Below are 24,023 nucleotides of genomic sequence, written 5' to 3' on the forward strand. Positions count from 1 at the left end.
GGTTTCCCCGCTTCAAATAAAAAGGGCCGCTGGTATCGCCAGCGGCCCTTTTTTCATTCCTGCGTTCCGGTCAGAGCCGGGCAAAACGTTCCGTCAGCAATTCGAAGAAACCGTCCGCATCCACGTTGCGCATCACGCGGGCATTGGCGGGGCGTTCGGTCACGCGCCACCAGTCAACCACCGTCATGCCCATGGTCAGTTCGGACGTGGCCTCGATTTCGACGTTACACTCGCGACCCTGAAACAGCTCGGGTCTGATGAGATAGGCAATGACGGATGGATCGTGCAGCGGGCCGCCGTCCGAACCGTATTTCTCGATGTCGAAGCGCTCGAAGAACTCCAGCATTTCCGCCATGGCGATGGCCGGGCGTGTGCCGATGTCGCGAATGCGGCTGACCCGCGCCTTGGTGGTCAGAAGCTTATGGGTGACGTCGAGCGGCATCATGACAACAGGAATGCCGGCACGGAAGACGATATCGGCAGCCTGCGGATCGACATAGATGTTGAACTCGGCCGCCGGCGTGATATTGCCGCCCTCGAAGAAGCCGCCGCCCATCATCACCAATTCCTGGATGCGGTCGGCAATCTCGGGCGCTTTAAGCAGTGCCAGCGCCACATTGGTGAGCGCCCCGAGCGTGCAGAGCGTCACCGTGCCGGCGGGTTCCCGCATCAGCGTTTCGATGATGAAATCGACCGCATGCTGCTTTTGGGCCTCCATCGTCGGTTCATCGAGAACAGGGCCGTCGAGACCGGTGCTGCCGTGAACATGCTCGGCGGTAATGGGCTTGCGCACCAGCGGCTTCTCTGCGCCCTCATAGACGGGAATATCGGTGCGGCCGCACAATTCGCAGATGATGCGAATATTGCGGCTGGTCAGTTTCAGCGGGACGTTGCCTGCGACGGCGCACAATCCGAGAATGTCGATTTCATCAGGGCTTGCGAAAGCGAGCATGATTGCCGCCGCGTCGTCCTGGCCCGGATCGGTGTCGATGATGATTTTTCTGCGTTCTGCCATGTCTTGCCCGCCGTTGAGGTGAGCGCTTTTTTCGAGCGACGGATGCTCACTTGTCAAGCTCATTCCTCGGCGTCCCCTTCGCGCCGTTCTCCCGTCTTGCGCATCGCGGCCTGGCTTCCCATATTGTTTGAGCCGGTTCGCTTGACCGGCAAGGTTGCCGGAAGCGGGACCGCGAAACGTCGCTTGGTTGCAAGGACAGAAAAGATATGAGCCGCATGACGCCATTCACCCACCCGCTTCTGCTGGGCTTTGATGCCATGGAAAAAACGCTGGAGCGCATGGCGAAGGCCAATGACGGCTATCCCCCCTATAACATCGAACGGCTGCCCGGGGTCGAAGACGTGCCGGAGCGCCTGCGCATCACCATCGCTGTTGCCGGGTTTTCACAGGACGATCTGGATGTGACGACGGCCGACAACCAGCTTGTCATTCGCGGTCGCCAGCAGGAACAGGAAAAGCGGGACTTCCTCTATAGGGGCATTGCGGCGCGCCAGTTCCAGCGGGTCTTCGTGCTTGCCGATGGCATGCAGGTCAGGGAAGCGCGCATGCGCAACGGCCTTCTTTCCATCGATCTGGTGCGGCCTGAAATTTCGAACGTGGTAAAGAAAATTAATATTTCCGTCTCAGAGTAGAACGTGAACGCCGGAATCGGACATGAATCGCTCGGCGTGAAGAAGGAGGCTGAAATATGCTTTTAAAAGAAGCGCATGCGCGTCTCACCCGATCCCAGCTGGCCCATATCGGCGAAGGAGAAGTGGGATATATCCGCAAAATCCGTGCGGAAGACGTAAGCCGCTGTTTCCCGGAAGCACCTGATCTCGATCCGCAACTGGATCTCTGGGCGCTGTTTGGTGCGGATGGCACGCCGATCCTCCTGACCGACAACCGTTCAAGTACCTTTTTCAAGGCTGCCGAAGACGATCTCAAGACCGTCAGCCTGCACTAGAGCATTTCCCGTAAAAGTGCGTAGCGGTTTTACGTCTGAAAAACGCGTGCAAACAAACAGATGGAGAATTTACGGGAAAAGTGAATCCCTGTTTTCCGTCTGGAGATGCAAAGAAAAAGCCCGCTTTTGAGCGGGCTTTTTCCTTGATGGATTTAAAGGAACGGGCGGTCCGGCATATCGTCGATCGAGATGACGCCGTCCTTGTTCTTGTCCAGCCGCTCGAACATTTTCTCGCCGGCTGCGGTGAATTCGGCCTTGCTGACCTGCCCGTTCTCGTCGGTATCGGCCCAGCGGAGCATGCCGAGGCCCGCACCCTTGCCGCCATGCTTGCCCCAGCCCTGATGACCGGAACGGCCGCCATGCTCGCGTTCGGCATGTCTTTCGGCGCGCTTGCCCTCCGGGCCTTTGCCGTCTTCGGCTTTGGCGTCCTCACGCTCGGGGCGCGGATTGGCGGCGCGGAAAGCTTCCATTTTCGCCTGGCGATATTCGCGCATTTCCTTCGGCGTGATCGAACCGTCCTTATCCTTGTCGATCTCGGTGAAAAGCGCGTCCTGTCGTGCGGCGAATTCTTCCTTCGAAATCTTGCCGTCCTTGTTGGTATCGGCAACCTTCAGGAGGTGAATGAAGGCAGCTTCCTGGCGGATCGGCATGCGATCCTTATGGCCTTTGCCGGGTGCGGCGAAACTTGCCGTTGCGGCCGTGCTGAGCACAAGGGCTGCGCCAAGAGCAGAGAGGGCGATTTTTCGTGTGGTCATCGTCATTACCTTTCTTTGGTGTCCCTGAAGAAAAGATAGTGACCTCTATCGAGCCTCACCACTTAAACATCGGTAAGGTGGATGAAGCTTCGGTAATGTTGCGGCGTAACTCGGCTATGGCGCTCAGCCGGCAATGGTTTTCGTCAGGAAGCCGGTCAGATTGTCGGTGATGTAGTCGATATGCGCATCGGTCTCGACGGGAATTTCCCAGCGCTCCATGATGACACCCTCGAGATTGGAGGGAACGAGCAGCACGGTTTTCATGCCAAGCGCCTTGGGGGCCGCAAGATTGCGCGGCAGGTCTTCGAACATGGCTGCTTTTTTCGTGTCGAGTTTCGCAAGCGCTGCGAATTTCTCATAGGTTGCGCGGGCCGGCTTCGGCAGGTAACCGGCAGCGACGATATCGAAGATATCCTCGAACTGATCGAGAATGCCAAGCGCGCCGGCGGCCGCCTGCGCATGCTTGACGCTGCCATTGGTCAGAATGAACTTGCGGCCCGGCAGCGCCTTGATCGCTTCGCCGAGTTCCGGATGGGGTTTCAGCGCCGAATAATCGATGGCATGGGCGCGCTCCAGAAACTCGTCCGGGCTGATGCCGTAATTGATCATCAGTCCCTGAAGCGTTGTGCCATGGTCATGGTAATAACGCTTCTGCAGCACACGAGCCTCTTCCGGGTCGAGCTTTAAAAGCTCCGCAACATAGGCCGTCATGTTGCGGTCGATCTGGGAAAACAGATTGACGTGATGCGGATAGAGTGTGTTGTCGAGATCGAAGACCCATTCGCTCACATGGGCGAAATCGGCGGCATCGGGCAGGTTTTTCGGCTTTGTGTCCATGGCCTGCTTTATGCCCGTTTCGAATGCCGAAGAAAATCGAAAAGACGACGATTGGCAAGAAAATCGGGCTTGGCTGGGGCCTGCAGCGCATGATACCGCCAAACCATGGAACTCTGGATAGGCATAACCTTTGCAAGCGCGTTCTTGCAGAACCTGCGCTCGACCCTGCAAAAGCACCTTAAGGGCATGATGGGCACCACGGGCGCAACCTTCGTGCGCTTCGTGTTCGGCATGCCCTTTGCTCTTGCCTATCTCGCCTTTTTGCATTTCGGGGTCGGCCGGCCGCTGCCGGTGCCGAATATGTCTTTTGCCGTATGGGCGACGGTCGGGGCCATGGCGCAGATCGCCGCCACCTTCCTTCTGGTCCACCTGTTTTCCTTCCGCAACTTCGCGGTCGGCACGGCCTACTCCCGCACCGAACCCGCGCAGGCGGCGCTGTTTGCGCTCATTTTCATCGGTGAAAGCGTCAATGGCGGCACATTGGCGGCCATTGCGGTTTCGGTCGCCGGCGTCATGCTGATTTCGGTGGCGCGCACGGAAGTCACACCTGCCTCTATTCTCACCTCCATCTTCAGCCGGACAGCCGGTATAGGTCTCGCCTCTGGTGCGTTCTTCGGCCTGTCCTCGGTTGCCTATCGGTCGGCATCGCTGGCGCTCGCGCCCAGCCTGCCAACGCCCGATGCGGTGGTGCAGGCGGGCTACACCCTCGTCATCGTCATCGTGATGCAGACAGTATCGATGTTCCTGTGGATCGTCTGGCGGCAGAGGGATGAGTTGCGGCGCATCGCAAAGGCGTGGAAACCGTCACTTGCGGTCGGTTTCGTCGGTGCTACGGCCTCATTTGGCTGGTTTACGGCGATGACCTTGCAGCAGGCCGCCGTGGTCAAGGCGCTGGCACAGGTGGAGATGCTGTTTGCCTTCGCCTCGACCGTGCTGTTCTTCAAGGAGAAGATCAACAGGCTCGAACTTTCCGGCTGCCTGTTAATTGTCGTCGGGGTCTTGTCGCTTCTGGTGTTCGGCTGAAACGTCGTCTGTGGCGGACAGGCTGGCCGTCCGCCACATTAAATCGCATCAGGGCACGATCAGCGTACCGGCGCCTTCCGTGAAGATTTCCAGAAGCACGGAATGCGGGGTCTTGCCGTTGAGGATCACCACGCCCTGCACGCCAGCCTTTATGGCCTCGATGCAGGTCTCGACCTTCGGGATCATGCCGCCGGAAATCGTGCCATCCTTGATGAGCGCGCGTGCCTGGGAAACCGTCAGTTCCTTGATGAGTTCCTTGTTGCGATCAAGAACGCCCGGAACGTCGGTCAGGAACAGCAGGCGTGTGGCGTTCAGCGCGCCGGCAATGGCGCCGGCAAAGGTGTCGGCGTTGATGTTGTAGGTGGCGCCATCGCGGCCGGGAGCGACGGGGGCGATGACCGGGATCATCTCGGACTTGGCGAGCAGGTCGAGCAATGTGCGGTCGACTTCCACGACTTCACCGACGAAACCGAGATCGAGAACACGTTCGATATTGCTGTCGGGATCGATGACGGTTTTTTTCGCCTTTTCGGCGAAGACCATGTTGCCGTCCTTGCCGCAAAGACCGATCGCCCATTCGCCCGTCTGGTTGATGAGTGCGACGATTTCCTTGTTGATCGAACCGGCCAGAACCATTTCGACGATCTCGACCGTCTTGGCGTCGGTGACACGAAGGCCGCCCTCGAATTTCGATTCGATGCCCATTTTCGTCAGCATCGCGCCGATCTGCGGGCCGCCGCCATGGACGACGATGGGGTTGATGCCGGACTGCTTCAACAGGGCGATATCTTCCGCGAAAGCCTTGCCGAGTGTCGAATCCCCCATGGCGTGACCACCATATTTTACGACGATGGTCTTGTTCTCATATTTCTGCATGAAGGGCAGAGCCTGTGCAAGCAGCCGCGCCTGAGTTTCGCTTTCGGAAGAAGTCATGGAAAAACCTCGGTCTGTGGTTGCGGCCCAAAAGAGCCTTTCATCGCTCTACAGCATCGGTGCAGAAATCGGAATCGATTTTTGCAGTGCAGGATGCATGGATCGGCCATGCCGGCACGTTTGCAGGGACAGGCGGATGTCTGCTTTTGACGAATGAAATAACCTCCGGGCCTTATTGTGTCGATGCCTGGTAAAATTCCGCTTTTGGGCGGCGCAAAGCACGTAATAAGATTGACATAAAGCACCAATCGGACCAGCCTTGTTTGCGGCAGGGGAGGGGTTATTCAGCAGGGCGACAGGGATGTGTCGCGCATCGCGAAACGATGCTGCCTGGACGACCGAGGAGTTTGAAGACCTATGACGGCACCGGATCGAGACAAGCAAAGCGGTTTGCGGGACGAAGTGCTCGCTGGCGAATATGTGCTGGGTGCCCTGCCGCCGGAAAGCATGGCGGAGCTTGCCAAACGCGTCAAACGCGACCGCCAGTTTGCTGCCATGGTCAGGCGCTGGCGGGATAATCTGGCTGAAACCGAGTACCGGGAAAAGGCGACCGTCGCTGCATTGCTTGAAAGGGATCCAACCCGGTCAGGCCTGCCTTTCAAAAGTCAGCCTCTGCGCAATGGTAGCATGTTCGCCGCCATGCTTCTGGAGGTCTGGCATTCGGTGCGTTTCTGGCGGCTTCTGGCATTGACGGCGATGCTGTGGACCGCCGTTCTGCTTTTTACCATCGCCTGAGGACAAGGGCCGCGCCTCTTAAAGCGAGACGGTTCTGACGATCTCGGCGCGCAGGCTGTCCAGCCCGAAGGATTTTTCCGACGACGTGGCGAGAACTTCCGGATAGGCCGCAGGACGCTTGCGGATTTTCTCCAGCGTTTCACCGATCAACCGGGGAACACCGACGTCCTTGATCTTGTCCGTCTTCGTCAGCACGACCTGATAGGAAACGGCCGCCTTGTCGAGCAGGCTCAGAACCTCTTCATCGTTCTTCTTAATGCCATGGCGGGAATCGATCAGCACGTAAACGCGCTTCAGCGTTGCGCGGCCACGCAGATAATCGAAGACGAGCTTTGTCCAGGCGTCGACATGGTCCTTTGGTGCCTGCGCATAACCGTAACCGGGCATGTCGACCAGCGCCATCGGCGGCAGGTCACCCGGCTCGCCGGAATAACCTTCCGGAACGAAATAGTTCAGTTCCTGCGTGCGGCCGGGCGTGTTGGAAGTGCGGGCAAGTCCCTTGTGGCCCACCAACGCATTGATGAGCGAGGACTTGCCGACATTCGAACGTCCAGCAAAAGCAATCTCCGGCGGGCCTTCGGGCGGCAGGAATTTCATCGCGGGAACGCCGCGAATGAATATCCAGGGTCGCCCGAAAAGGGGCTTTTCGGTTGCCGGGCCGGTGTCACTCATTTCGATTGCACCGGCTTTCGCTTGAACAGCCCTTTGAGATTATCGAACAGTTCGATCTTGGCACCGTGACGCTTCATGATGAGGGCCTGCTGCGAGATCGACAGGGTGTTGTTCCACGCCCAGTAGATAACCAGACCAGCCGGGAAGGAAGCCAGCATGAAGGTGAAGATCAGCGGCATCCAGGTGAAGATCATCGCCTGTGTCGGATCGGGCGGTGTCGGGTTCATGCGCATCTGCAGGAACATGGTGATGCCCATGATCAACGGCCAGACGCCGATCATCAGGAAGTGCGGCACGTCGTAGGGCAGAAGGCCGAACAGGTTGAACAGCGACGTCGGATCGGGCGCGGAAAGGTCGTGGATCCAGCCGAAGAACGGTGCATGCCGCATTTCGATGGTGACGTAGATGACCTTGTAGAGCGCAAAGAAGACGGGGATCTGCAGCAGCATCGGCCAGCAGCCGGCCACCGGATTGATCTTCTCTTCCTTGTAGAGCTGCATCATCGCCTGCTGCATGGCCATGCGGTCATCGCCGTGCTTGGCCTTCAGCTCTTCCATCTTCGGCTGTACGCGCTTCATGTTCGCCATGGAAGCATACTGCTTGCTGGCGAGCGGGAAGAAGAGCGCCTTGACCACGATGGTGGTGAGCAGGATCGCCACGCCGAAATTGCCGAAATAACGGAAGAAGAAATCCATCATTTTGAACATCGGCTTGGTGATGAAGTAGAACCAGCCCCAGTCGATCAGCAGGTCGAACTTCGGAATGGAATATTCGGTCTCATAACGGTCGACCAGCGGCACTTCCTTGGCGCCGGCGAAGACGAGGCTCTTCAGCTCGATGGACTGGCCGGGTTCGACCGTTATCGTGTCGCTCTTGAAATCGGCCTGATAGCTCGGCTGATTGCCCGTGATATGCGAATAGCGGGTTTCAAACGGCGTCGTCTGCGGCGGGACGATGGCCGCGGCCCAGTATTTGTCGGTGATGCCGAGCCAGCCGCCAGTCGCCTTGGCAACCGTTACCGGTGCCTCTTCAACGTCCTTGTATTTCTCTTCCGTCAGGCTGCCGTCTTTGCCGGAGACACCGAGAAAGCCTTCATGGATAACGAAGACGGGCGGAATCGCCGGCTTGTTGTTGCGCGTCACGCGGCCGTAGGTGGCGAAGGAAATAGCCGTCTGGCCGGGGTTCTCGACCTTATCTGCGACCGAGATCATGTAATGCGGGTCGATCGACACCGTACGGGAGAAAACGACGCCCTTTTCGTTGGTATAGGTGAGCGTGACGGGTGTGGTTTCCGTCAGCTTGTCGCCGCTGGCAAGCGTCCAGACCGTGGTCGGGCCGGGAACGCCACCGACTTCGGCAGCGCCAACATAACCAAGCTCGGTAAAGTAACCGTCCTTGGTGTCGGAGGGCGAAAACAGCGTGATGATCGGGCTCGAGTCATCGACGGTCTCATGGTAGCCCTTGAGCCGGATGTCATCGAAGCGGGCGCCGGTCAGGTTGATCGAACCGGCAATGGCGTTGGTATCGATTGCGACGCGCTGGGTCTTGGCGATCGCTTCTTCCCGGGTCGCCGTGGCGGCGGCCTGCGTGGAGGATGCGGGCGGCGCGCCTTCTACAGTTGCACCGGGCGCGGCACCGGGTGCCGGCTGTTGCTGCGTCGTCTGCTGCTGCGCCTGGCGGGCCTCTTCGGCGCGGCGCTGCTGCTCGATGCGCGGATTCATGTAAAGGAATTGCCAGGCGAGGACGATGACAACCGAAAGGGCTATCGCGATGAAGTAATTGCGGTTCTTTTCCATCATTCTTTCCTGGAGCGGGTCTCCTGGGACCGTTTCGGTTTCGCCGTTCCTTCAATGCGCTCGGTAAGGAGAGACTGAAGTTTCGGGAAGGCCGTACTAAGCACGTCCCTGCGGGCGACAATCACATAGTCATGACCGGGCTTCATTGCGACCCCGGCAGAAAGCCTGACGGCTTCCTTGAGACGGCGGCGCATGCGATTTCGCTCGACCGCGTTGCCTTGTTTTTTTGTTACGGTAAAACCGACCCGTGGTTCGGTTTCCGGGGTCTTCCGATCAAGCACTTCCAGAAGAAAGGTGCCTCCCCGTCGTTTTTCCCCTGCCTGAACGGCAAGAAACTCCGACCGGTTTTTAAGCCGGCCGGGGTGTTTTTTAGTCTCGCTCATGTGCCCGCGACTTTCATCGGGCCACACGCTCGGCAATTAAGCCGACAGACGTGCGCGGCCGCGCGCACGGCGGGCTGCGAGAACCTTGCGGCCGCCAGCAGTAGCCATGCGGGCACGGAAACCATGACGACGCTTGCGAACAAGCTTGGACGGTTGGTAGGTACGCTTCGACATTTATTTAATACCGCGGTGTGCGGCCCTTCTTGAATTTGCAATTATTTGCAAGAGCGTTTCGTTTTTTGCACGGCTAACCCCGCCTGGGCGAGCTTTCAATGGCCGAGCGTGCGCGGCTTATAAGGGCATAGGCCGAACAAAGTCAATTGCCGAAGGGGTTTTCGCGGTTCACCTTTTGCGGAAAACGCACCGCCTTCTCCTTCGCCGACTGTCGATAGAGATTGATTCCAACGCGCAATCGATAAAATCCGAAATTCTTTCTTAACGCAGCATTGATAAATGTTGTGATGCGAAAAGTTATGCCAGCTTCCTGTTTTTCATCGTGCGGCTGGCTTGTGTTTGGGGGAACGAAATTGAGAATTCGCGGTCGTATCAATCTTCTTGTCGGGCTGATGAGCCTCGTGGCCTGTACCATCGGTGGACTGTCCATCTATGCGGTCAGCGAATTCCGGGTGCGTACGGTCGCATATGAAAAGGCCGCGGAGCGCGCCTATAAGGGCGAGGCGCTTAACCGGTTGGTCACCGCGGTCGTGATGGAGGCGCGCGGCGTATATGCCGCCCCCGATATAACAAAGGCCGCACCCTTCGCGGATGGCATCGTCAAGAACCTCGACGCCATGGAAAAGCTGATCGGCACATGGACCCCTCTCGTTCCGGCGGAACAGAAGGCGGCCTTTGATAACCTCGCCAGCCGCTTCAAGGAATTCAAGGCGTTCCGCCTGGAAACCGCGCGGCTTGCCCGCGAGGCCAGCCCACAGGCGGCCAATCTGCAGGGCAACAACGATGCGAACCGGGCCAACCGCAAAGCCTATCAGGCGGATATCGATGCCGTCGTCCAGAATGACATTGCCGAACTTGAGGCCGTCGAAGCCGGCATCGATGGTTTTGTAACGACGACATTCTGGCTGGTCATCATCGTCACCGGCAGCGGCATATTGGCCGGCGCGGCCTTCGGTCTTTATATCGGTACGCGACAGCTGAGTGCGCCCATCCGCAGTGTTTCGGAAGTGATGAACGCCGTGGCGGACGGAAATCTGGACGCGGATGTGCCCTATCTTGGCCGTAACGATGAAATCGGTGAAATGGCCGCAGCCGTTGAAGTCTTCAAGAAGAACGGCCTCGAAATGCGCCGCATGAACGTGCAGGAAACTGCTATGCGCGCCAAGAGCGACGATCTTCAGGCCGGCATGGCCATCGTCGTCGATGCGGCTGCGGGAGGCGATTTCAGCCGCCGCATCAACAAGGATTACGGCGACGAAAACCTCAACCGTTTCGCTGCAACGATCAACGCGCTGCTCACCGGCGTCGACAATGGCGTCTCCGAGACCAGCCGTGTCATCGAAGGTCTGGCGCGCGGTGACCTGACGGAGAAGATGGACGGTGAGTTCCGCGGCGTGTTTGCCGAACTTCAGGCCAACGTCAACGAGACGCTATCCAAGTTGCGCGAAACCATGCACGAGGTGCGTAGCAGCACGGAAGGCATCAGCGGCAACGCAAACGAGTTGCGCTCTGCGGCCGACGACCTGTCGAAGCGGACGGAACAGCAGGCCGCAGCGCTGGAAGAGACCTCCGCCGCTCTGGACGAGATTACCGCCGTTGTTCGCAATTCCACCGATCGTGCGCAGGAAGCCAGCACCATGGTGGCCGAGACCAAGCAGAAGACGGAAGAATCCGCCAATGTCGTGCGCGATGCCGTCTCCGCCATGGATCGCATCGAGCACGCTTCGCGTGAAATCAGCCAGATCATCAACGTCATTGACGAGATCGCTTTCCAGACCAACCTTCTGGCGCTGAATGCGGGCGTCGAAGCCGCCCGCGCCGGCGAGGCGGGCAAGGGCTTCGCCGTCGTCGCCCAGGAAGTGCGCGAACTGGCGCAGCGTTCCGCAACCGCCGCAAAGGACATCAAGGCGCTGATCACCAAATCCGGCCAGGAAGTGGGACGCGGTGTATCGCTGGTGCAGAAAACCGGTAGCGCCTTGAACGAGATCGAGACCCGTGTTCTCGCGATCAATGACCACATCCATTCGATTGCCACGGCGGCGCGGGAACAGTCCACCGGCTTGCACGAGGTCAACACGGCGATCAACCAGATGGACCAGGTGACGCAGCGCAATGCCGCCATGGTGGAAGAAACTTCGGCCGCAACCCACAAGCTCAGCAATGAAGCGGGACATCTCGTGACCCTTGTGTCGCGCTTCAAGGTCGGCGCTGAGGATGCTCCGCTCCGCACCCGGATCGAGCAGCCGATGCGGCCTGTGGCGGTATCCGGCAGAGCGGCAGCTGTAGCCTCTCCGGCCCGCAAGTTGATGAACAGCGTCAGCCGCGCCCTCAATACGCAGCCGGCCGCCGCGCCGGCGCATGGCGACTGGCAGGAATTCTGAGAACGCCGGTCTGCGGTTTCCCGTAAGACCCGCTACAGTTAGAACGCCGCCTTCGGGCGGCGTTTGTTTTTTTGCGACGATGAAAACGTTTATTTTGCAGTGCATTGGAAAAATGTCAGTTAGGTCCTATTATCATGCGTGCATATAAACCGAGCCGTTCAACCGAAGCGGCGGCGCGCATAGGATCAGGGCCAGGTGTTATCTAAAGGCGTAGACAGCTTGGACCGCACGGAGGACAATCCGGTGCACTGCATGCCGGGGTTGACCGCTGGTCTTTCGGGGCGGCTGCTGTTGCTCACGGTCATTTTCGTGATGATCGCCGAAGTGCTGATCTTTGTGCCCTCCGTCGCCAATATGCGTCTTTCATGGCTGCGGGACCGCCTGAACACGGCGGCTGCCGCCGGCGCTGTGATCGACGGCCTGCAGGCCGAATTGCCACGAAGCGTGCAGAACGACACGCTGATGGCAACCGGGGCAAAGCTGATTGCGCTGCGCAAGGACGGCACGTCGCGCCTGCTGGCGGTGGCGGAAACCCCGCCCGGGGTGGACGAGCAATATGATCTTTCCGATGTTTCGCAGCTGGCGGCGGTTCGGGATGCGTTTTCCACATTGCTGTTCGGCGGCAACCGCGTCATCCGCGTTTTCGATGTCGTCGGCGACAGTGACACCATCATCGAGCTGGTGCTCGGCGAATACAAGCTGCGGGCCGCCATGCTCGCCTATGCCCGCAATGTGTTCCTGATCTCCATCGTCCTGTCACTCGTCACCGCCGGCCTCATCTTTATCTCCATCAACCGCATCATGATCCGGCCCATACGGCGGCTGACGCTCGGCATGCAGCATTTCTCGGAAGATCCGGGCAATCCGGAGCGTATCTTCGTGCCGGAAGAAGGCACCGACGAACTGTCGGTTGCTGGCCGTCACCTCGCCGACATGCAGACGGAATTGCAGAAAACGCTAAAGCAACAGAAGAACCTGGTCGATCTCGGCCTTGCCGTTTCCAAGATCAACCACGACATGCGCAATATCCTCTCATCCGCGCAGCTCATGTCCGACCGTCTGGTGGATGCCAAGGACCCGATGGTCCGCAGTTTCGCTCCGAAACTGCTGCGCACCATTGACCGCGCCGTGGCCTATACGGGTGAAGTTCTGGCCTATGGGCAGGCAACGGAGGGTGCGCCGAAACGCAAGACGGTTCATTTGAGCCTTCTGGTTCGGGATGTACGCGATATTCTGGCGCTCGAGCCGGAGAGCGGCATCGAGTTTCATGACAGTGTCCCCACCGATCTGACCGTCGACGCGGATGCCGAGCAACTGTTCCGGGTGATCCACAATCTCTGTCGCAACGCCGTTCAGGCCCTGCAATCCGATGCGACAAATGCCGCGCCGCGACATCTGTCCATTGCTGCTCAAAGGGCCGGCAGTGTCGTCAGCATCGTCATCGACGACAACGGACCGGGAATGCCACGTAAAGCAAAAGAGAACCTGTTCTCCGCTTTCCGCGGGTCGGCCCGCTCCGGCGGCACCGGCCTCGGTCTCGTCATTGCCCGCGAACTGGTGCTTGCCCATGGCGGCACCATAGCGCTTGTCGAGAAGCCCGGCCCGGGCACGCAGTTCCGCATCGAGATCGCTGACCGCGCTGCCACTGTGCAGGCGGCCAGAACCGCCTGAAAATCCCCTCAGTCAACGACCCTCAGCCATCGGCGCGCCTCCTGTAAAAAGGGCAGTGTGCGCCGCTGAAAAAACGGTCCCTATGGAATTTCGTTTGTAATCAATGGCATAAATGAATTGCTGCGGAAAAATGACAATTTCGAAACGAAATCGCTTGCAATCGGAATGAGGACGTTTTAGAGGATCGCCACGCCACCGGAAACGACCGGAACGGCACGCACCCGTAGCTCAGCTGGATAGAGCACCAGACTACGAATCTGGGGGTCAGGAGTTCGAATCTCTTCGGGTGCGCCATCATTTTCCTAATGCATTGAAACGCCAAAACATCTATGGTCTCAGGACCTTAGCGCAAGCCGTCTGGTACACAACAGGGGCACGCAAGGGATGGCCACTCGATGACAGGGCTCACCTATATGCAACGTCGCAAAGGCAGCGGCATCTATGAGTTTCGCAAGAGGCTTCCATCAAGCTTGGCGGGAAAGCCATGCCCCTTGTCACTCAAGGCGACGTTCGGTGAGCTAATCAATCCCGACACTGGATGCTTCAAGCGGGAGCTTACCAAGTCCCTTGCGACCACCGATCACCGACTAGCCAAACGTAGAGACCTCAGCGAAGCCGCACGGGTGACCGATTTGTTGGAGCTTGCGGTCCACTTGATGCATGCGGGTGGTGACGATACCGTGGTTGAGCGGTCCTTGCCCAGCTCTGAAAAGATAGAGACCAGCATTATAGCGGGTATCCTTGCCGAGGATGAGGAAGAGCGGGAGGAGGGTGACCCCCGCCGCCAGTTACAGACCCCTGAGGAACGGGCCCAGTGGCCAGACCTTGAAGACCCGCTGTTTGGTGAACTCGGGATGGCTGAGGGCCACCTTGAAGCAAAAGGCGAAGTTATCGAGATGTTACTGGCTGACTACCGGCAAGCCAACGCCAAGCGTCAGCCGGGAATCGTCAAAGCGGAGCTTCACGCCTACCTCAGGGCGTCTGGCATACCGATAGACCCATCATCGCCGTTTTATCGGAGTGCTGGGCTGGCGGTGCTCAGTGGTCACGTGAAAGCTTACGAGCTCTTGAGGAAGCGGCAAGAGGGTGACGTGGTGCCGACACCGGCCATCGCCCCGGTGGTAGCTGCGAAAGGTCCCCGACTATCGGAGGCGTTCACAAAATGGAAAAATGGGTCTCAAGCACGGGGAGGTAAGCAGCCGTCCCCCAATACTGTCACAGAGGCTGAGCGGGCGGTGAGGTATTTCACGCAGTGGCACGGTGATCTGGCCTTGGGAGAAATCGACAAGCCTAAGGCGCGTGAGTTCCGCGATGCGCTTTCCCGCCTGCCGACGCGCCTCACTGCCAAACAACGGGGAATGCCTCTCAGACGGCTTGTGGAGTCTATAGGCGCGGATCACGCCCCGGCCCATGCTGCTACGGTCAACAAGAGCTTGAATCTTCTAGCGGCCATCGTGGGGGCAGCAGAGCGGGACGGGGAAATGGATAATGTGGCGGGTTTCGTCAATTCGTTCCGAAATCTCAACATCGTCATCGACCAGCGCCATGAGACCACCCAGCGTATGCCCTTCTCCGAGAGCCAGCTTAGCGCTCTTTTTGCAGCCCCCATTTTCACAGGCGGCAAGCGGCCATTGGGCGGCGGTGGGGAGGCAGCATTCTGGTTTCCACTTATCGGCCTCCTCACAGGGGCACGGCTCAACGAGATAGCGCAGCTTCGAATTGCTGACATCAGGCAAGACCCTGAGAGCGGCATCTGGTTTATGGACATAGGCACAGATGGCGGAAGGTCGATCAAGACAGCAAGCTCCCGCCGCCAAGTCCCGCTGCATGGTGAACTCATTCGCCTTGGCCTGTTGCGCTACCGTGATGGTCTCGTCGGTAAGGGAACGAAAAACACAGACAGCCTCTGGCCCGACATCCGATCAGCGGACGGCTTCTATTCCGCCACGGCCTACACTAAGTTCTTCGGAAGATATTTGCGCAAGACCATCGGCATCGAGGATAAGCGGATTGTGTTTCATTCCTTCCGCCACACCTTCAAGCGGCTGGCCCGCGATGCTGGCCTTACGGAAGAGCTTCATGACTGCCTCACGGGGCATGCCGGAAATGGCGGCGTTGGCAGAGGGTATGGCTCCGGGTTCGGGCTGAAGGCGCTACACGAAGCGATTGACCGTATACCTGTGCCCAAGTCCGTTGCCGCGTTGAAGCGGCTTGAAGCTGGTGCAGGGAGCTGAGCCTTTGGGGTGTGCGGCCTTGCTGTTATTAGACCCCCATCATCACTATTCCCTTGGTGGCGGCTTCATGGGAGCTCTCCGTTGGACACTTGTAGGCTAGACCTCAAGGTGACCAGCAATAAGCAAACTCGATGAGTCTGCTCAAAGGGACTGTGAATGATGAAGGGGTCCAAACTCCTCGGAGGCATATTCTAGAGGAGATACATGTAGGGCATATAGAACGAGTTATTTTGTGGTGCCGCCTAACTAATTGGTTTCTCTGCAATTGGCAGCGCTTTGCCGAGCACTTCAAAGCTAACCTGCTGCATCATCCCAATGGCTGTTTCCTTATGGCTGACAGCTACCATCAGGCCGTCATGCATCGGCAAACCCGCAATCCCCTTTGCTGCGAGGCCCAGCAGGACGGCAACCATGATGCGGCTCTCTGTGAACATGAACTCCAGACTGAGCCCCTTTCCGAAGAGCTCCACGATTGCAGGGTGCTTCAAGCAAGCTGCATGCTCAAACCGCCTCATGGTCCAGCCTTCCGGCAACTGCTCCTTGAGCCCCGGGGGCAGTCTTCGAGCCGGACCTTTCCGAGCAAGGAGAGAGGCGACTAACCGCTTCACCGCTCCCCTGCACCCGGATAGCTCAGGGATTGCATAGGGGTCGCCACGCGGCATCTCAACGCCCTGCCTCAGGTAGGCGAGCTGGAGGAACATTGCGCTGAAATCAAGGTCCGCCACTGCTTCGCCGTTGATGCTGAGCCGGTGCCGCTCACGTTTGGGAAGCGATTGCCAGACCCCCCGATACATCCGCCCATGGTGCTGGAAGTCCCCCTGAAACATTCTAACGAGATGAGTGGGCGCTATTGGTTTCCCACCGAAGCGAATGTCCGCTGCATTGATCGTCTCGTTGATGGCCTCCATGCCCCGGCGCATCGCCATGGTGGCGGCTGTGTCAACATACTCCACAAACGCCTCATCGCCGTCCTCAGGCTCAGTAGAGCGGAGGAGAAGCGTCTCCCCTCCAGCCAGCCGTCCAACATCCTGAAGCGTTGCTCCATGCCCTGCAAGCACAGCCTCAAGGCGCGGCGTGGGTGTAACATAGGTTCTGGTTCGCCTTGCGGCTCCCTGCACAACAGACACCATTCCAGCGGCTTGGAGGCCCTTGAGCATGTCGGAGAGCACAGCAATGTGGTAAAGAGGGCAATCGTAACGGGACCTCTTTTCGACTCGGAGAGAAACCGCAAGGGCACAGTGGGTTCCCGACTTGAGGGCCAGCACCGCTAGGTTGGACAGTAGGCTCCGTAGGCAAGCCAGCCGCCTGTGCACCGCGTCGGCTCTGGGTTTGCGTCCCGGCGTGATCTCGGGGGTAGGGAGCAAGGCGAACACCTCAGCGCTGACGTTGATGAGCGCGGCCCCCGATGCAGTCAGCCAAGGGTCGAAGTAGAGCGGCGGCGGGCCGGGCTTTGGAGTGGGAACAAAGAAGGTCAAAAGTGTTGTCCCCTTGTAGCTAGAACTTGTTGCCTAAAGCTTGGCATGCATCGGTCCACCTTGCGCTGGCGTCCCTCCGGGCCACCTCCAGCATATCGAACTCGTGGTCGAGCACTGGTTGGCGGGCGGTTAGCGTGACACCGAGTTGTTCTGCTAGATCATCAAGCGGTCTAATGAGGTGGGCATTGGGTCTCTCCCTCCGATTGGAGGCACGATACCTATTCGCACGGCGCTGTTCACGTGACACGGAATAGACCCAGCGAATCTCGTCCTGTGGCGCGAACAACAGGAGAGTGTATCCGCTTGGAATACTCTCAAGCGCGGCCCCAATGGCTGCGTACAGCGCTGAGCTTTGATCCCCGTCCAGCAGGGAGGGCTTGTGAACAGTGTTGCTCCATACCTGCTTACCATCTGGGTCTTCGAGGTATGCGGCCCAGACGTGCTGCGGGAATCCCGTCTTTCCGGGGGTGCCTGCCACAGAGAAGAATAGCTTATATTCGTTGCTCACCTGATGTGTCCTTTTCGTTTGGTGGTGGGAAATTGGATAGATGCCTGATGCTTGCTCCTTGATGGAGATGTAAGGCAGGCGCGTGGTCTTGCTCTCAGGGCTGCTCAAAGGCGGGCCACCGAGTAAGCTGAGGACTGATGTGATCTGAGAGGAGCGTGCTTCGATTAGCCGTCTGTGATGGAACGAGTTATTTCGTAAGCGGCAATTGAAACGGCAAAATATGCAAGTTCTCTTCAATAATGTCAGCTAACTTTTTGTCAGGCGAAAAAGTAGTCCGACTTCAGGATGTCCGTGAGCTCCAAATCGCCCATCTCCAAGCGGCCTGCCTTGCTGTCAATGAGGCCTTCAGCACGCTGGACGGCTTCGAGCGGGACGCTGCACTGCTAGACCCCCACCACTGTTGTCCTTTAGTGGCCCCCGATAAGGCGGGACGCTTGCAGACCACTTCCGTGGTTAAGTGTGAAACTCACACCACGTGGAGAGGTCACCTACTATTCCTTTTAAATTCACCGTCAAAATCAACGGTAGATTTTATTTGGTATCTTCGGCTGCAAATTTCCAGAGCCCGCTAGACCTCGATCGATTAACTCTGCTAACAAAGTTTTGAGCGCAGACGCGGCGCTCCGGGGCGTGGAAACCTCGTGCACAGCGGTATGGCATTCGCCGGAAGGATGCCGATCCTTGACCTTCTTTGGTCGGGGAGCCTTTGGCGTATGTCCAGGTTCTCCGAACTAAAGGCCTCAGGGACCGGCTGTGCTCGGTTTTCCAACTCCCCGATCATGGGTCATGGAGGTTATGCTTGCGGGGGCGAACCGCAGGCGATGCCTCACGGGGATGTCGTGATGGAACTAAGCTCAGCTTTTCTAGGTGTCGTAATTGGGGCAGTCGCTACCATAATCTTCCATGGCTTTGCCGATAAGTGGGAAGAAAGGGCCACCATAGCTCGCGAAGTCAGATACCGCGAGGCCTGCGTCAAAGAGTATCAGAGTGGATGGTCATTCGACCGTTGCCAACGCGATGCTAATCAACAGGCCAAAAAGGCGGAAAAAGAGCTCATGGCCTGTGTCGCAGTCACAGAAAAGCAGAATGCGACCATTGCTGAGATAGAAAGGGCTTGCCAGACCTCGGAAGGGGACGTGTTACCGTGATGTTTACAAACCATGTTAGGCCCATATTTCTGCTTGCAGTGGGTGCTGTTCTAGGCCTTTTAGGTGGCACGCTATTCGGTGATCTTGCAGACGGTCGATACCGTGCTGAGAGCACTGCGCGGGGTGTAGTGCGATTTGACACGCGCACGGGCGACCTTTCGATATGTAGGCTGAGTGTTACGCAAGTGGCAAGCTGTTCACCTTGGGGCCAGAAGGTGGCGAAGGCCCGAGCCGAGCCTTAAAGTCATCTTCACGGGTGAGTTTCGCCCTCCCTGATGCGCTTTGCCAGACGTGATAGGGTTGAGGTTGAGACCCCAGTTGCCGCCACAATGCTTGCCCAAGTCTGTCCGCCCTTGAGCATTTCGATAAGCGCAGCATTACGCCTCTCGTCTTCTGGTCGTCCCTTGAAGGCTCCACGCTCTTTGGCGCTTTGGATGCCCTGTGCCTGCCTCCTGCGGCGATCTTCGTAGTCCTTGCGGGCGATGGCGGCTAGCATGTCAAGCATCATCCCGTTGATCGCATCAAGCATCCGTGCAGAGAATTCATCGCTGCCTGCTCGGGCCAATTGATGAGAGGTTGGGAGGTCTAAGGCGACCACGCGGACACGCTTGGCGGCAATCTCTGCCTTTAGCTTTTCCCAATCGTCGGCATTGAGGCGGCTCAGGCGGTCGACCTGCTCTACCAGCAGCACGTCTCCCGGTTGGCAATCGCTGAGGAGGCGGAAGAGCTCAGGACGCTTCAAGGAAGCCCCGCTTTCGTTCTCTGTGTAGGTGGCAGCTATCTTCAGACTCCTTTCATCAACGAAATGCTGGAGGTCCGCCTTTGCGCGGCTGGCGTCTTGCTCCTTGGTGGAGGCTCGAAGGTATGCCCGAATAAACATGCGGAAAGCTCCTTGCTTCGTTTTGCATGCTTCGGTATCTCATGCTTCGATTTATGTCGTCAATGATATTTATCGAAGCGGCATTTCGAGGTTCTAACGTCGATTCGCTTTGAGCATACCTTTTCGAAGCAGAGCTCTATTGGACTGTACTATCAACGTGGCGGGATTGAGAGGATGGTTTAGCCGGAGTAACGTCTTGCACACAAATTTACAGAAGCGCTCGAAGGCGCGGCTATAAGTTCGTAAAATGCTGTATTAGCATGAGTTTGGAAGTCGTTCCGGTTGCCCACAGTACACCCGCCCGGGACTATTTCTGGCTTCTGCCTCATATGGGATGAGAGAAGCTTTGGACAGCCACCGATACGCTCCTAGCAAAAAGCTTCACTGGGCACGCATTGTCTGCCCGTATGGTCAAACGGGATGATGAACTGAATGCGGCTAGTCATTTTTCTATTTTTTCTCATCGCCCCTCCGCTGGCGAACGCTTTTCAATATAGTCCGAGTGAGGCAACGTTGACGGATATACGTGGAGAGCAGCGTGCAGAGGCTGATCTTCAGGCGCAACAAGATATGGCAGAGTATGCTGCTTGGGCCGTATGTGCCGCAGTGGTATCAGGCGCGATAGGCGTACTGACTCTTCTGGCACTTTGGGGGTCACTAAAACAAACCGAGAATGCGATCCGTCACAGCCGCGAAACTGAAAAGGCAACTCAGGAACGAGATCAAGCTAGTATCCGCGCATATGTTCATGTTGATAAAGTAACGTTCGGAAAAGGTAGCAGGCCGATTCTTTACTGCAAAAATACTGGCTCTACGCCAGCGAAATTCTTCGCGGTGGGTGTCGATATCAAGAAAGTACCTTACGGCAAAATCTCACAAAGCGCGGTCTTGGGAAACTATGAGATGAAGGCGTGGCCAGCCCTCGGCGGAAACTCCCAGCTTACCGTAAATGCAGAGCCAACCCTAGGAGAGGATTTGCTTGAGGAATATGCCCGGCAAAGGTTTGATCCGAGCGAGTGTCTAGTGGTGGTCGGACGGATTGTATACGCAGATATATTTGATCGGAAGTTTGAAACAGGGTTTGCGTTCTACACAAACTACAGACGTGGCGGCACCTTCGGAAGGCCGGTCAGCAACCTGCCAGCTTTCCGGGAACTGAGTGCTAACGAATGGGTTGCCATTTCTGGACAATCCTTGGGCGTAGATACCGGCAAGAATTAGGACGGCGTCGATCAACTCGCTGGCCATCCTCAAGGCTCTTTCAAGGAGGACCACATACGTATGTTTGACGAGTTAGACTTACCGCAGGACCTCGTGGAGCGTGCCACGATGCTAGAGGGCATTCTAGTGGATACCGCTACTGGTGGCTCTGGTGACGGCGCTGCTTATGAAAGACTTCGCCGGGACTTCATGCAACGTGATGAGCTCAAGGGAATGTTGCCAGCGTTTGTTCGCTCGTACCGCAACTTGTCGGCCTTCTGGGGATGGATAAAATACGAGGCAGGCACATATGCCGAACGCCGGAAGATAATTAGCGAAGCCTTCACACCGCTGATGGATTACCTAGAGGGGAAAGCGAAGGCACCTAGCGATACGGAGATGTCAGATGCGTTGGAGACCTTTGATGCCGAAGGCGTGCACGTAGTCTGGAGTAAAGCACTCTCAAGGCGAGCCTCGGACCCCGAAGGTGCCATCACGATTGCCAGAACGCTTCTGGAGACCGTCTGTAAGCGCATCCTAGATGAGCGAGAGGTTATCTACATTGACACGGAAGACCTTCCGAAACTCTATGCGATGACTGCAAAGGCCCTTAATCTCGCACCAAGCCAACACTCGGAGGAGCCAATCAAGGCTATTCTTGGAGGTGCCATGACTGTGGTAAACGGTATAGGAACCTTAAGGAATAGGCTTTCCGATGCACATGGGCGAGGCGGCAAGCTACCTGTTCGGCCATCCTCCCGCCATGCGAGCCTCGCAGTAAACATAGCCGGAGCGGTAGCAACCTTTCTTGTGGAGACCCACCTTGCCTAGTATCACCCTATCGGTGACGCCTGACCGACGGCATACGGACCCAAACGGTGAAGCCGAAAGGCACCGCGGGGGGAAGATCGTCCGCGCTCTCCGTAGTTACCCCTCTCAGATATGTGACCCATTTTCTAGTCGAGCAGTTAAAAACGGAATGTTGTCGTCAAGCGTAGCCTCTGGCGTGAGCTGTATTCTGCCAAAGCCTCTATTGAAACGGTACTGCCGGGGTGGCTTGTTGGGAACTGGTGGCCACGTGAGGACCATGCTGTTACCACCTAAAGTGGGGCTCCCAGCACATTCGTAGGCCTTGACCTGAATACTCTTAAACATCGCAGTGGAAAGAAATGAGCAGAACGAAACCTGTAGCCAGCGTCTTTGTTGACACAAATATTTTCAAGTTCTCTGCGGCAAAGAAACACGTGTACCGCCCTGCGAAACACACTTTGAACTGGGGCCATACGACATTTGAGACGATCGTACATGAACCATATACGATAAACGAGATCAACAAGATAAAAAATGACGGCCAGAGGCGAGACGCCTTGCTTCTAAGTATGGTTGCCTACGCGGGGATTTCAAATTGGCTAAGCTTCCATATACATAGCGAAGTTGACTTGGAAACGTGGGGTTTGCCCGGAATGGCCAGCGCCTCGGGGCACTTCTTTGGATGTCCCGTTGATTGGGTCTCCGATCCGGTTCCGCGACCAAGCCGCACCATCCTTGGTGGGGGCAAGAAGTTCAAGCAGCATTCTCTTGATTTCGTCAGCAGCATCAACCACCCGCGCTACAGGGAGCTTTCAAAGTTAACGGGGGCGTTTCAAGGTAATGACAAACCGCTAAACTTGAACCAAGCCCTTGATGCCTATCACATTTGGTGCGCCGAAAAGGCTGAAATTGATTACTTTTTGACTATGGACTACAAGCTAAAGAAAGTGGTGGAGCGGTCAAAGATTAAAACGTCAGTGACCATCACGACACCCGAACAGCTATTGATGCACGTGGTCCCCAAATTCGGCGTTTTCGGTGCGGCTAAATTTATGTGGAAGGGCTACCGCTTTGCGAAAGCTAATGTTGGCTTTGATGAGGGGTTAGGGTGGAGCTAAGCGCAAAACGCTTTGAAGCCCATCTAGGCCGCCCACGGTCCAGCACTCGGCTCACCTGCATGGCGGTCCAAGAGCCCCCCTTTTGATGTAGGCACGCTCGTTTCATTTAGCGCTTGAGCGATAGCGCCTAGAGACTTGCCGCATTGGCGCATTGGGCCAATCATTTTCATGAGCTTTTCGGCCTCCTTTTTGGCCTTAGCCTGAATGGCGGCATTCCGCCGCATCGTCTTGTCTCTCAGACCACCCAGCTTAACGCCACGATCTCTGGCAACGTTAAGCGCGGCCTTGGTGCGTTTGGAGATGAATTCCCGCTTCTGCTCAGCAAGCGCGGCGTAAATGTGAAGCTGGAAGTTATCGGCATGGGGCATGCAGGCTACCCGGCTAGTGGCCTGCTTCATTGTCTGGGCGATGACTGCAACGTCACGGCTAAGGCGGTCGAGCTTCGCCACTAACACCTCAGCTTTCTCCTTACGGGCAAGCGCCAAGGCTTTTGCGAACTCGGGTCCGTCGCCATCCCCAGTGCAGCCCATGTTGCCGAAACAGGACAGGGGGTGGGACGCTTCGCCGCTTTGAGGGAGCCCTTAGGGCCACCGGGGGGAAACGCTCGCCGCCGCTGGCACGTATTACCTCTCACATGTCTGACCCCTAGTGTAGTCGGGCAGTTGGCCTGAAGTTGAGCCCCAGCCTCAGCACACGTCAGGCTGCGAGGAGACGCGGAGAGGTGCTGACGCATGATATTCCGGAACGGGACACGCGAGGGGGCCTAATCCCAAGTCCCCAAGGAGCTCATCTGTGAATAGCTCAGCGCGGCGAAAAAGGGGCCAAGCCCGTTCAAGCTCACCGCCTGCTAAAGATATGAAAACAGATGTGGCACCTAGACGGTCTCCGCAGGAAAGCAGCCCGCACACGAGAGCCTCGCTTGAGACATCTTGCGCAGAATACACCATGCGAGCCCTGCGGGCCGATAAGCGCCCATGCTTTAACGAATAAGCGACATCCCTCAGGATTTCAAACTCAGGGCACAAGGCTGCAAAGTGGTCTTTGAAATGGTTGTCCTTCAGTTCTGTTTGTTTGCGGCCAAGCTTGTCAAGGAATGCGTGATTCTCTTCCCGCAGCTCCTCAAAGATTATGCCGTAGGCGGAATCGAGGCTGAGCGCAGCGTTAACAGCGAGACGATAGTCCCCATCGTGTTGGATAAACGCCGTAATATTGGGCCGTGCCACGGTGTCAAAAAAGGTCTTGGCGTCCAAACGAGTTTCTCCGTAATTGCTGCCCTGCACAGACCTCTTGACTTCCGGAGTGCCAAACCACAGACGGGCCGCCCTAAAG

24 protein-coding genes and 1 tRNA gene are annotated in these 24,023 nt (G+C 57.3%); 12 read left to right on the plus strand and 13 right to left on the minus strand.

Translation table 11 applies throughout. The features are described from left to right. Positions 1-70: 70 nt before the first annotated feature. Positions 71-1,015, minus strand: coding sequence for a nucleoside hydrolase (locus EXN68_RS11625; protein WP_142841282.1), 945 nt, complete (start codon positions 1,013-1,015; stop codon positions 71-73). A gap of 206 nt (positions 1,016-1,221) precedes the next feature. Here EXN68_RS11625 and EXN68_RS11630 point away from each other — a divergent pair, with 206 nt between their 5' ends. Further along, a complete protein-coding gene (locus EXN68_RS11630; protein ID WP_065114737.1) occupies positions 1,222-1,647 on the plus strand; it encodes an Hsp20 family protein in 426 nt (141 codons plus the stop codon). 56 nt (positions 1,648-1,703) lie between these two features. Then, positions 1,704-1,961, plus strand: coding sequence for a BQ00720 family protein (locus tag EXN68_RS11635; protein WP_003493591.1), 258 nt, complete (start codon positions 1,704-1,706; stop codon positions 1,959-1,961). A gap of 152 nt (positions 1,962-2,113) precedes the next feature. On the opposite strand, the gene EXN68_RS11640 is transcribed toward EXN68_RS11635, so the two are convergent. Both EXN68_RS11640 and EXN68_RS11645 read right to left on the minus strand, forming a co-directional pair. Next, entirely contained in the window at positions 2,114-2,722 is a 609-nt protein-coding gene (locus EXN68_RS11640; protein ID WP_142840942.1) for an EF-hand domain-containing protein, read from the minus strand. 117 nt (positions 2,723-2,839) lie between these two features. Then, complete coding sequence (locus EXN68_RS11645) at positions 2,840-3,553, minus strand: pyrimidine 5'-nucleotidase (protein ID WP_142840943.1); 714 nt, start codon at positions 3,551-3,553, stop codon at positions 2,840-2,842. A 105-nt stretch (positions 3,554-3,658) separates the two neighbouring features. Between EXN68_RS11645 and EXN68_RS11650 the strand changes: the two genes are divergently transcribed. Further along, positions 3,659-4,576 (plus strand): DMT family transporter, encoded by a 918-nt coding sequence (locus tag EXN68_RS11650; protein WP_142840944.1) that lies wholly within the window; start codon positions 3,659-3,661, stop codon positions 4,574-4,576. Between the two features lie 48 nt (positions 4,577-4,624). Here the strand turns inward: EXN68_RS11650 and argB are convergent, their stop codons facing one another. After that, entirely contained in the window at positions 4,625-5,509 is an 885-nt protein-coding gene (gene argB, locus EXN68_RS11655; protein ID WP_052820274.1) for an acetylglutamate kinase, read from the minus strand. A gap of 357 nt (positions 5,510-5,866) precedes the next feature. Here argB and EXN68_RS11665 point away from each other — a divergent pair, with 357 nt between their 5' ends. Continuing rightward, on the plus strand, positions 5,867-6,244 hold the full coding sequence (locus EXN68_RS11665) for a hypothetical protein (protein WP_142840945.1): 378 nt from the start codon (positions 5,867-5,869) through the stop codon (positions 6,242-6,244). A gap of 18 nt (positions 6,245-6,262) precedes the next feature. On the opposite strand, the gene yihA is transcribed toward EXN68_RS11665, so the two are convergent. From yihA to rpmH, 4 genes are read right to left on the minus strand one after another with little or no spacing between them, the layout of a single operon-like run. Beyond that, the gene (gene yihA / locus EXN68_RS11670; RefSeq protein ID WP_142840946.1) at positions 6,263-6,916 is read right to left on the minus strand and encodes a ribosome biogenesis GTP-binding protein YihA/YsxC; all 654 of its coding nucleotides are present in this window, start codon (positions 6,914-6,916) and stop codon (positions 6,263-6,265) included. Further along, a complete protein-coding gene (gene yidC, locus EXN68_RS11675; RefSeq protein ID WP_142840947.1) occupies positions 6,913-8,712 on the minus strand; it encodes a membrane protein insertase YidC in 1,800 nt (599 codons plus the stop codon). Before yidC ends, yihA begins: the two co-directional genes overlap by 4 nt. Beyond that, a complete protein-coding gene (rnpA, locus tag EXN68_RS11680) occupies positions 8,712-9,095 on the minus strand; it encodes a ribonuclease P protein component (protein ID WP_046799366.1) in 384 nt (127 codons plus the stop codon). The genes yidC and rnpA overlap by 1 nt, the downstream gene beginning before the upstream one ends. Positions 9,096-9,131: 36 nt before the next feature. Then, positions 9,132-9,269: a 50S ribosomal protein L34 gene (gene rpmH / locus EXN68_RS11685; protein WP_003493611.1), complete on the minus strand. Its 138-nt coding sequence runs from the start codon at positions 9,267-9,269 to the stop codon at positions 9,132-9,134. Between the two features lie 353 nt (positions 9,270-9,622). On the opposite strand from rpmH, the gene EXN68_RS11690 reads away from it, so the two are divergent. The 4 genes from EXN68_RS11690 (at position 9,623) to EXN68_RS11710 (ending at position 15,555) form a co-directional block, all read left to right on the plus strand. Continuing rightward, entirely contained in the window at positions 9,623-11,650 is a 2,028-nt protein-coding gene (locus EXN68_RS11690) for a methyl-accepting chemotaxis protein (protein WP_142840948.1), read from the plus strand. Between the two features lie 252 nt (positions 11,651-11,902). Continuing rightward, positions 11,903-13,321: a sensor histidine kinase gene (locus tag EXN68_RS11695; protein WP_161991331.1), complete on the plus strand. Its 1,419-nt coding sequence runs from the start codon at positions 11,903-11,905 to the stop codon at positions 13,319-13,321. A 217-nt stretch (positions 13,322-13,538) separates the two neighbouring features. After that, positions 13,539-13,615: transfer RNA gene (locus EXN68_RS11705), tRNA-Arg, on the plus strand. Positions 13,616-13,716: 101 nt separating this feature from the next. Then, complete coding sequence (locus tag EXN68_RS11710) at positions 13,717-15,555, plus strand: site-specific integrase (RefSeq protein WP_237681391.1); 1,839 nt, start codon at positions 13,717-13,719, stop codon at positions 15,553-15,555. 242 nt (positions 15,556-15,797) lie between these two features. Here the strand turns inward: EXN68_RS11710 and EXN68_RS11715 are convergent, their stop codons facing one another. Together EXN68_RS11715 and EXN68_RS11720 are read right to left on the minus strand one after the other, a co-directional pair. Beyond that, complete coding sequence (locus EXN68_RS11715) at positions 15,798-17,030, minus strand: hypothetical protein (RefSeq protein WP_142840950.1); 1,233 nt, start codon at positions 17,028-17,030, stop codon at positions 15,798-15,800. A gap of 19 nt (positions 17,031-17,049) precedes the next feature. Then, positions 17,050-17,538 carry a hypothetical protein gene (locus EXN68_RS11720; protein WP_142840951.1) on the minus strand — a complete coding sequence of 163 codons (489 nt, stop codon included), beginning with the start codon at positions 17,536-17,538 and terminating at the stop codon, positions 17,050-17,052. An 839-nt stretch (positions 17,539-18,377) separates the two neighbouring features. On the opposite strand from EXN68_RS11720, the gene EXN68_RS11725 reads away from it, so the two are divergent. Then, a complete protein-coding gene (locus EXN68_RS11725; protein WP_142840952.1) occupies positions 18,378-18,686 on the plus strand; it encodes a hypothetical protein in 309 nt (102 codons plus the stop codon). A 250-nt stretch (positions 18,687-18,936) separates the two neighbouring features. Here the strand turns inward: EXN68_RS11725 and EXN68_RS11730 are convergent, their stop codons facing one another. Further along, entirely contained in the window at positions 18,937-19,566 is a 630-nt protein-coding gene (locus EXN68_RS11730; RefSeq protein WP_142840953.1) for a recombinase family protein, read from the minus strand. Between the two features lie 432 nt (positions 19,567-19,998). Here EXN68_RS11730 and EXN68_RS11735 point away from each other — a divergent pair, with 432 nt between their 5' ends. From EXN68_RS11735 to EXN68_RS11745, 3 genes are all read left to right on the plus strand, one after another. Further along, the gene (locus EXN68_RS11735) at positions 19,999-20,787 is read left to right on the plus strand and encodes a hypothetical protein (protein ID WP_142840954.1); all 789 of its coding nucleotides are present in this window, start codon (positions 19,999-20,001) and stop codon (positions 20,785-20,787) included. 60 nt (positions 20,788-20,847) lie between these two features. Continuing rightward, positions 20,848-21,597: an abortive infection family protein gene (locus tag EXN68_RS11740; protein WP_142840955.1), complete on the plus strand. Its 750-nt coding sequence runs from the start codon at positions 20,848-20,850 to the stop codon at positions 21,595-21,597. A 338-nt stretch (positions 21,598-21,935) separates the two neighbouring features. Then, positions 21,936-22,694 (plus strand): PIN domain-containing protein, encoded by a 759-nt coding sequence (locus EXN68_RS11745; RefSeq protein ID WP_142840956.1) that lies wholly within the window; start codon positions 21,936-21,938, stop codon positions 22,692-22,694. Positions 22,695-22,717: 23 nt separating this feature from the next. On the opposite strand, the gene EXN68_RS11750 is transcribed toward EXN68_RS11745, so the two are convergent. Then, positions 22,718-23,224, minus strand: coding sequence for a recombinase family protein (locus EXN68_RS11750; RefSeq protein WP_237681392.1), 507 nt, complete (start codon positions 23,222-23,224; stop codon positions 22,718-22,720). Positions 23,225-23,380: 156 nt separating this feature from the next. Beyond that, positions 23,381-23,944: a hypothetical protein gene (locus EXN68_RS11755; RefSeq protein ID WP_142840957.1), complete on the minus strand. Its 564-nt coding sequence runs from the start codon at positions 23,942-23,944 to the stop codon at positions 23,381-23,383. Between the last annotated feature and the right edge of the window lie 79 nt (positions 23,945-24,023).

The sequence above is a fragment of the Martinezella rhizogenes genome, from assembly GCF_007002745.1.
Classification (GTDB): domain Bacteria; phylum Pseudomonadota; class Alphaproteobacteria; order Rhizobiales; family Rhizobiaceae; genus Agrobacterium; species Agrobacterium cucumeris.

Excerpts from the sequence above, each read along its gene's own strand:
- EXN68_RS11625 (WP_142841282.1), bottom strand. The coding sequence starts at position 1,015 with ATGGCAGAACGCAGAAAAATCATCATCGACACCGATCCGGGCCAGGAC.
- EXN68_RS11630 (WP_065114737.1), top strand. The coding sequence starts at position 1,222 with ATGAGCCGCATGACGCCATTCACCCACCCGCTTCTGCTGGGCTTTGAT.
- EXN68_RS11635 (WP_003493591.1), top strand. The coding sequence starts at position 1,704 with ATGCTTTTAAAAGAAGCGCATGCGCGTCTCACCCGATCCCAGCTGGCC.
- EXN68_RS11640 (WP_142840942.1), bottom strand. The coding sequence starts at position 2,722 with ATGACGATGACCACACGAAAAATCGCCCTCTCTGCTCTTGGCGCAGCC.
- EXN68_RS11645 (WP_142840943.1), bottom strand. The coding sequence starts at position 3,553 with ATGGACACAAAGCCGAAAAACCTGCCCGATGCCGCCGATTTCGCCCAT.
- EXN68_RS11650 (WP_142840944.1), top strand. The coding sequence starts at position 3,659 with ATGGAACTCTGGATAGGCATAACCTTTGCAAGCGCGTTCTTGCAGAAC.
- argB (WP_052820274.1), bottom strand. The coding sequence starts at position 5,509 with ATGACTTCTTCCGAAAGCGAAACTCAGGCGCGGCTGCTTGCACAGGCT.
- EXN68_RS11665 (WP_142840945.1), top strand. The coding sequence starts at position 5,867 with ATGACGGCACCGGATCGAGACAAGCAAAGCGGTTTGCGGGACGAAGTG.
- yihA (WP_142840946.1), bottom strand. The coding sequence starts at position 6,916 with ATGAGTGACACCGGCCCGGCAACCGAAAAGCCCCTTTTCGGGCGACCC.
- yidC (WP_142840947.1), bottom strand. The coding sequence starts at position 8,712 with ATGGAAAAGAACCGCAATTACTTCATCGCGATAGCCCTTTCGGTTGTC.
- rnpA (WP_046799366.1), bottom strand. The coding sequence starts at position 9,095 with ATGAGCGAGACTAAAAAACACCCCGGCCGGCTTAAAAACCGGTCGGAG.
- rpmH (WP_003493611.1), bottom strand. The coding sequence starts at position 9,269 with ATGTCGAAGCGTACCTACCAACCGTCCAAGCTTGTTCGCAAGCGTCGT.
- EXN68_RS11695 (WP_161991331.1), top strand. The coding sequence starts at position 11,903 with ATGCCGGGGTTGACCGCTGGTCTTTCGGGGCGGCTGCTGTTGCTCACG.
- EXN68_RS11710 (WP_237681391.1), top strand. The coding sequence starts at position 13,717 with ATGACAGGGCTCACCTATATGCAACGTCGCAAAGGCAGCGGCATCTAT.
- EXN68_RS11730 (WP_142840953.1), bottom strand. The coding sequence starts at position 19,566 with ATGTTTATTCGGGCATACCTTCGAGCCTCCACCAAGGAGCAAGACGCC.
- EXN68_RS11735 (WP_142840954.1), top strand. The coding sequence starts at position 19,999 with ATGCGGCTAGTCATTTTTCTATTTTTTCTCATCGCCCCTCCGCTGGCG.
- EXN68_RS11740 (WP_142840955.1), top strand. The coding sequence starts at position 20,848 with ATGTTTGACGAGTTAGACTTACCGCAGGACCTCGTGGAGCGTGCCACG.
- EXN68_RS11745 (WP_142840956.1), top strand. The coding sequence starts at position 21,936 with ATGAGCAGAACGAAACCTGTAGCCAGCGTCTTTGTTGACACAAATATT.
- EXN68_RS11750 (WP_237681392.1), bottom strand. The coding sequence starts at position 23,224 with ATGGGCTGCACTGGGGATGGCGACGGACCCGAGTTCGCAAAAGCCTTG.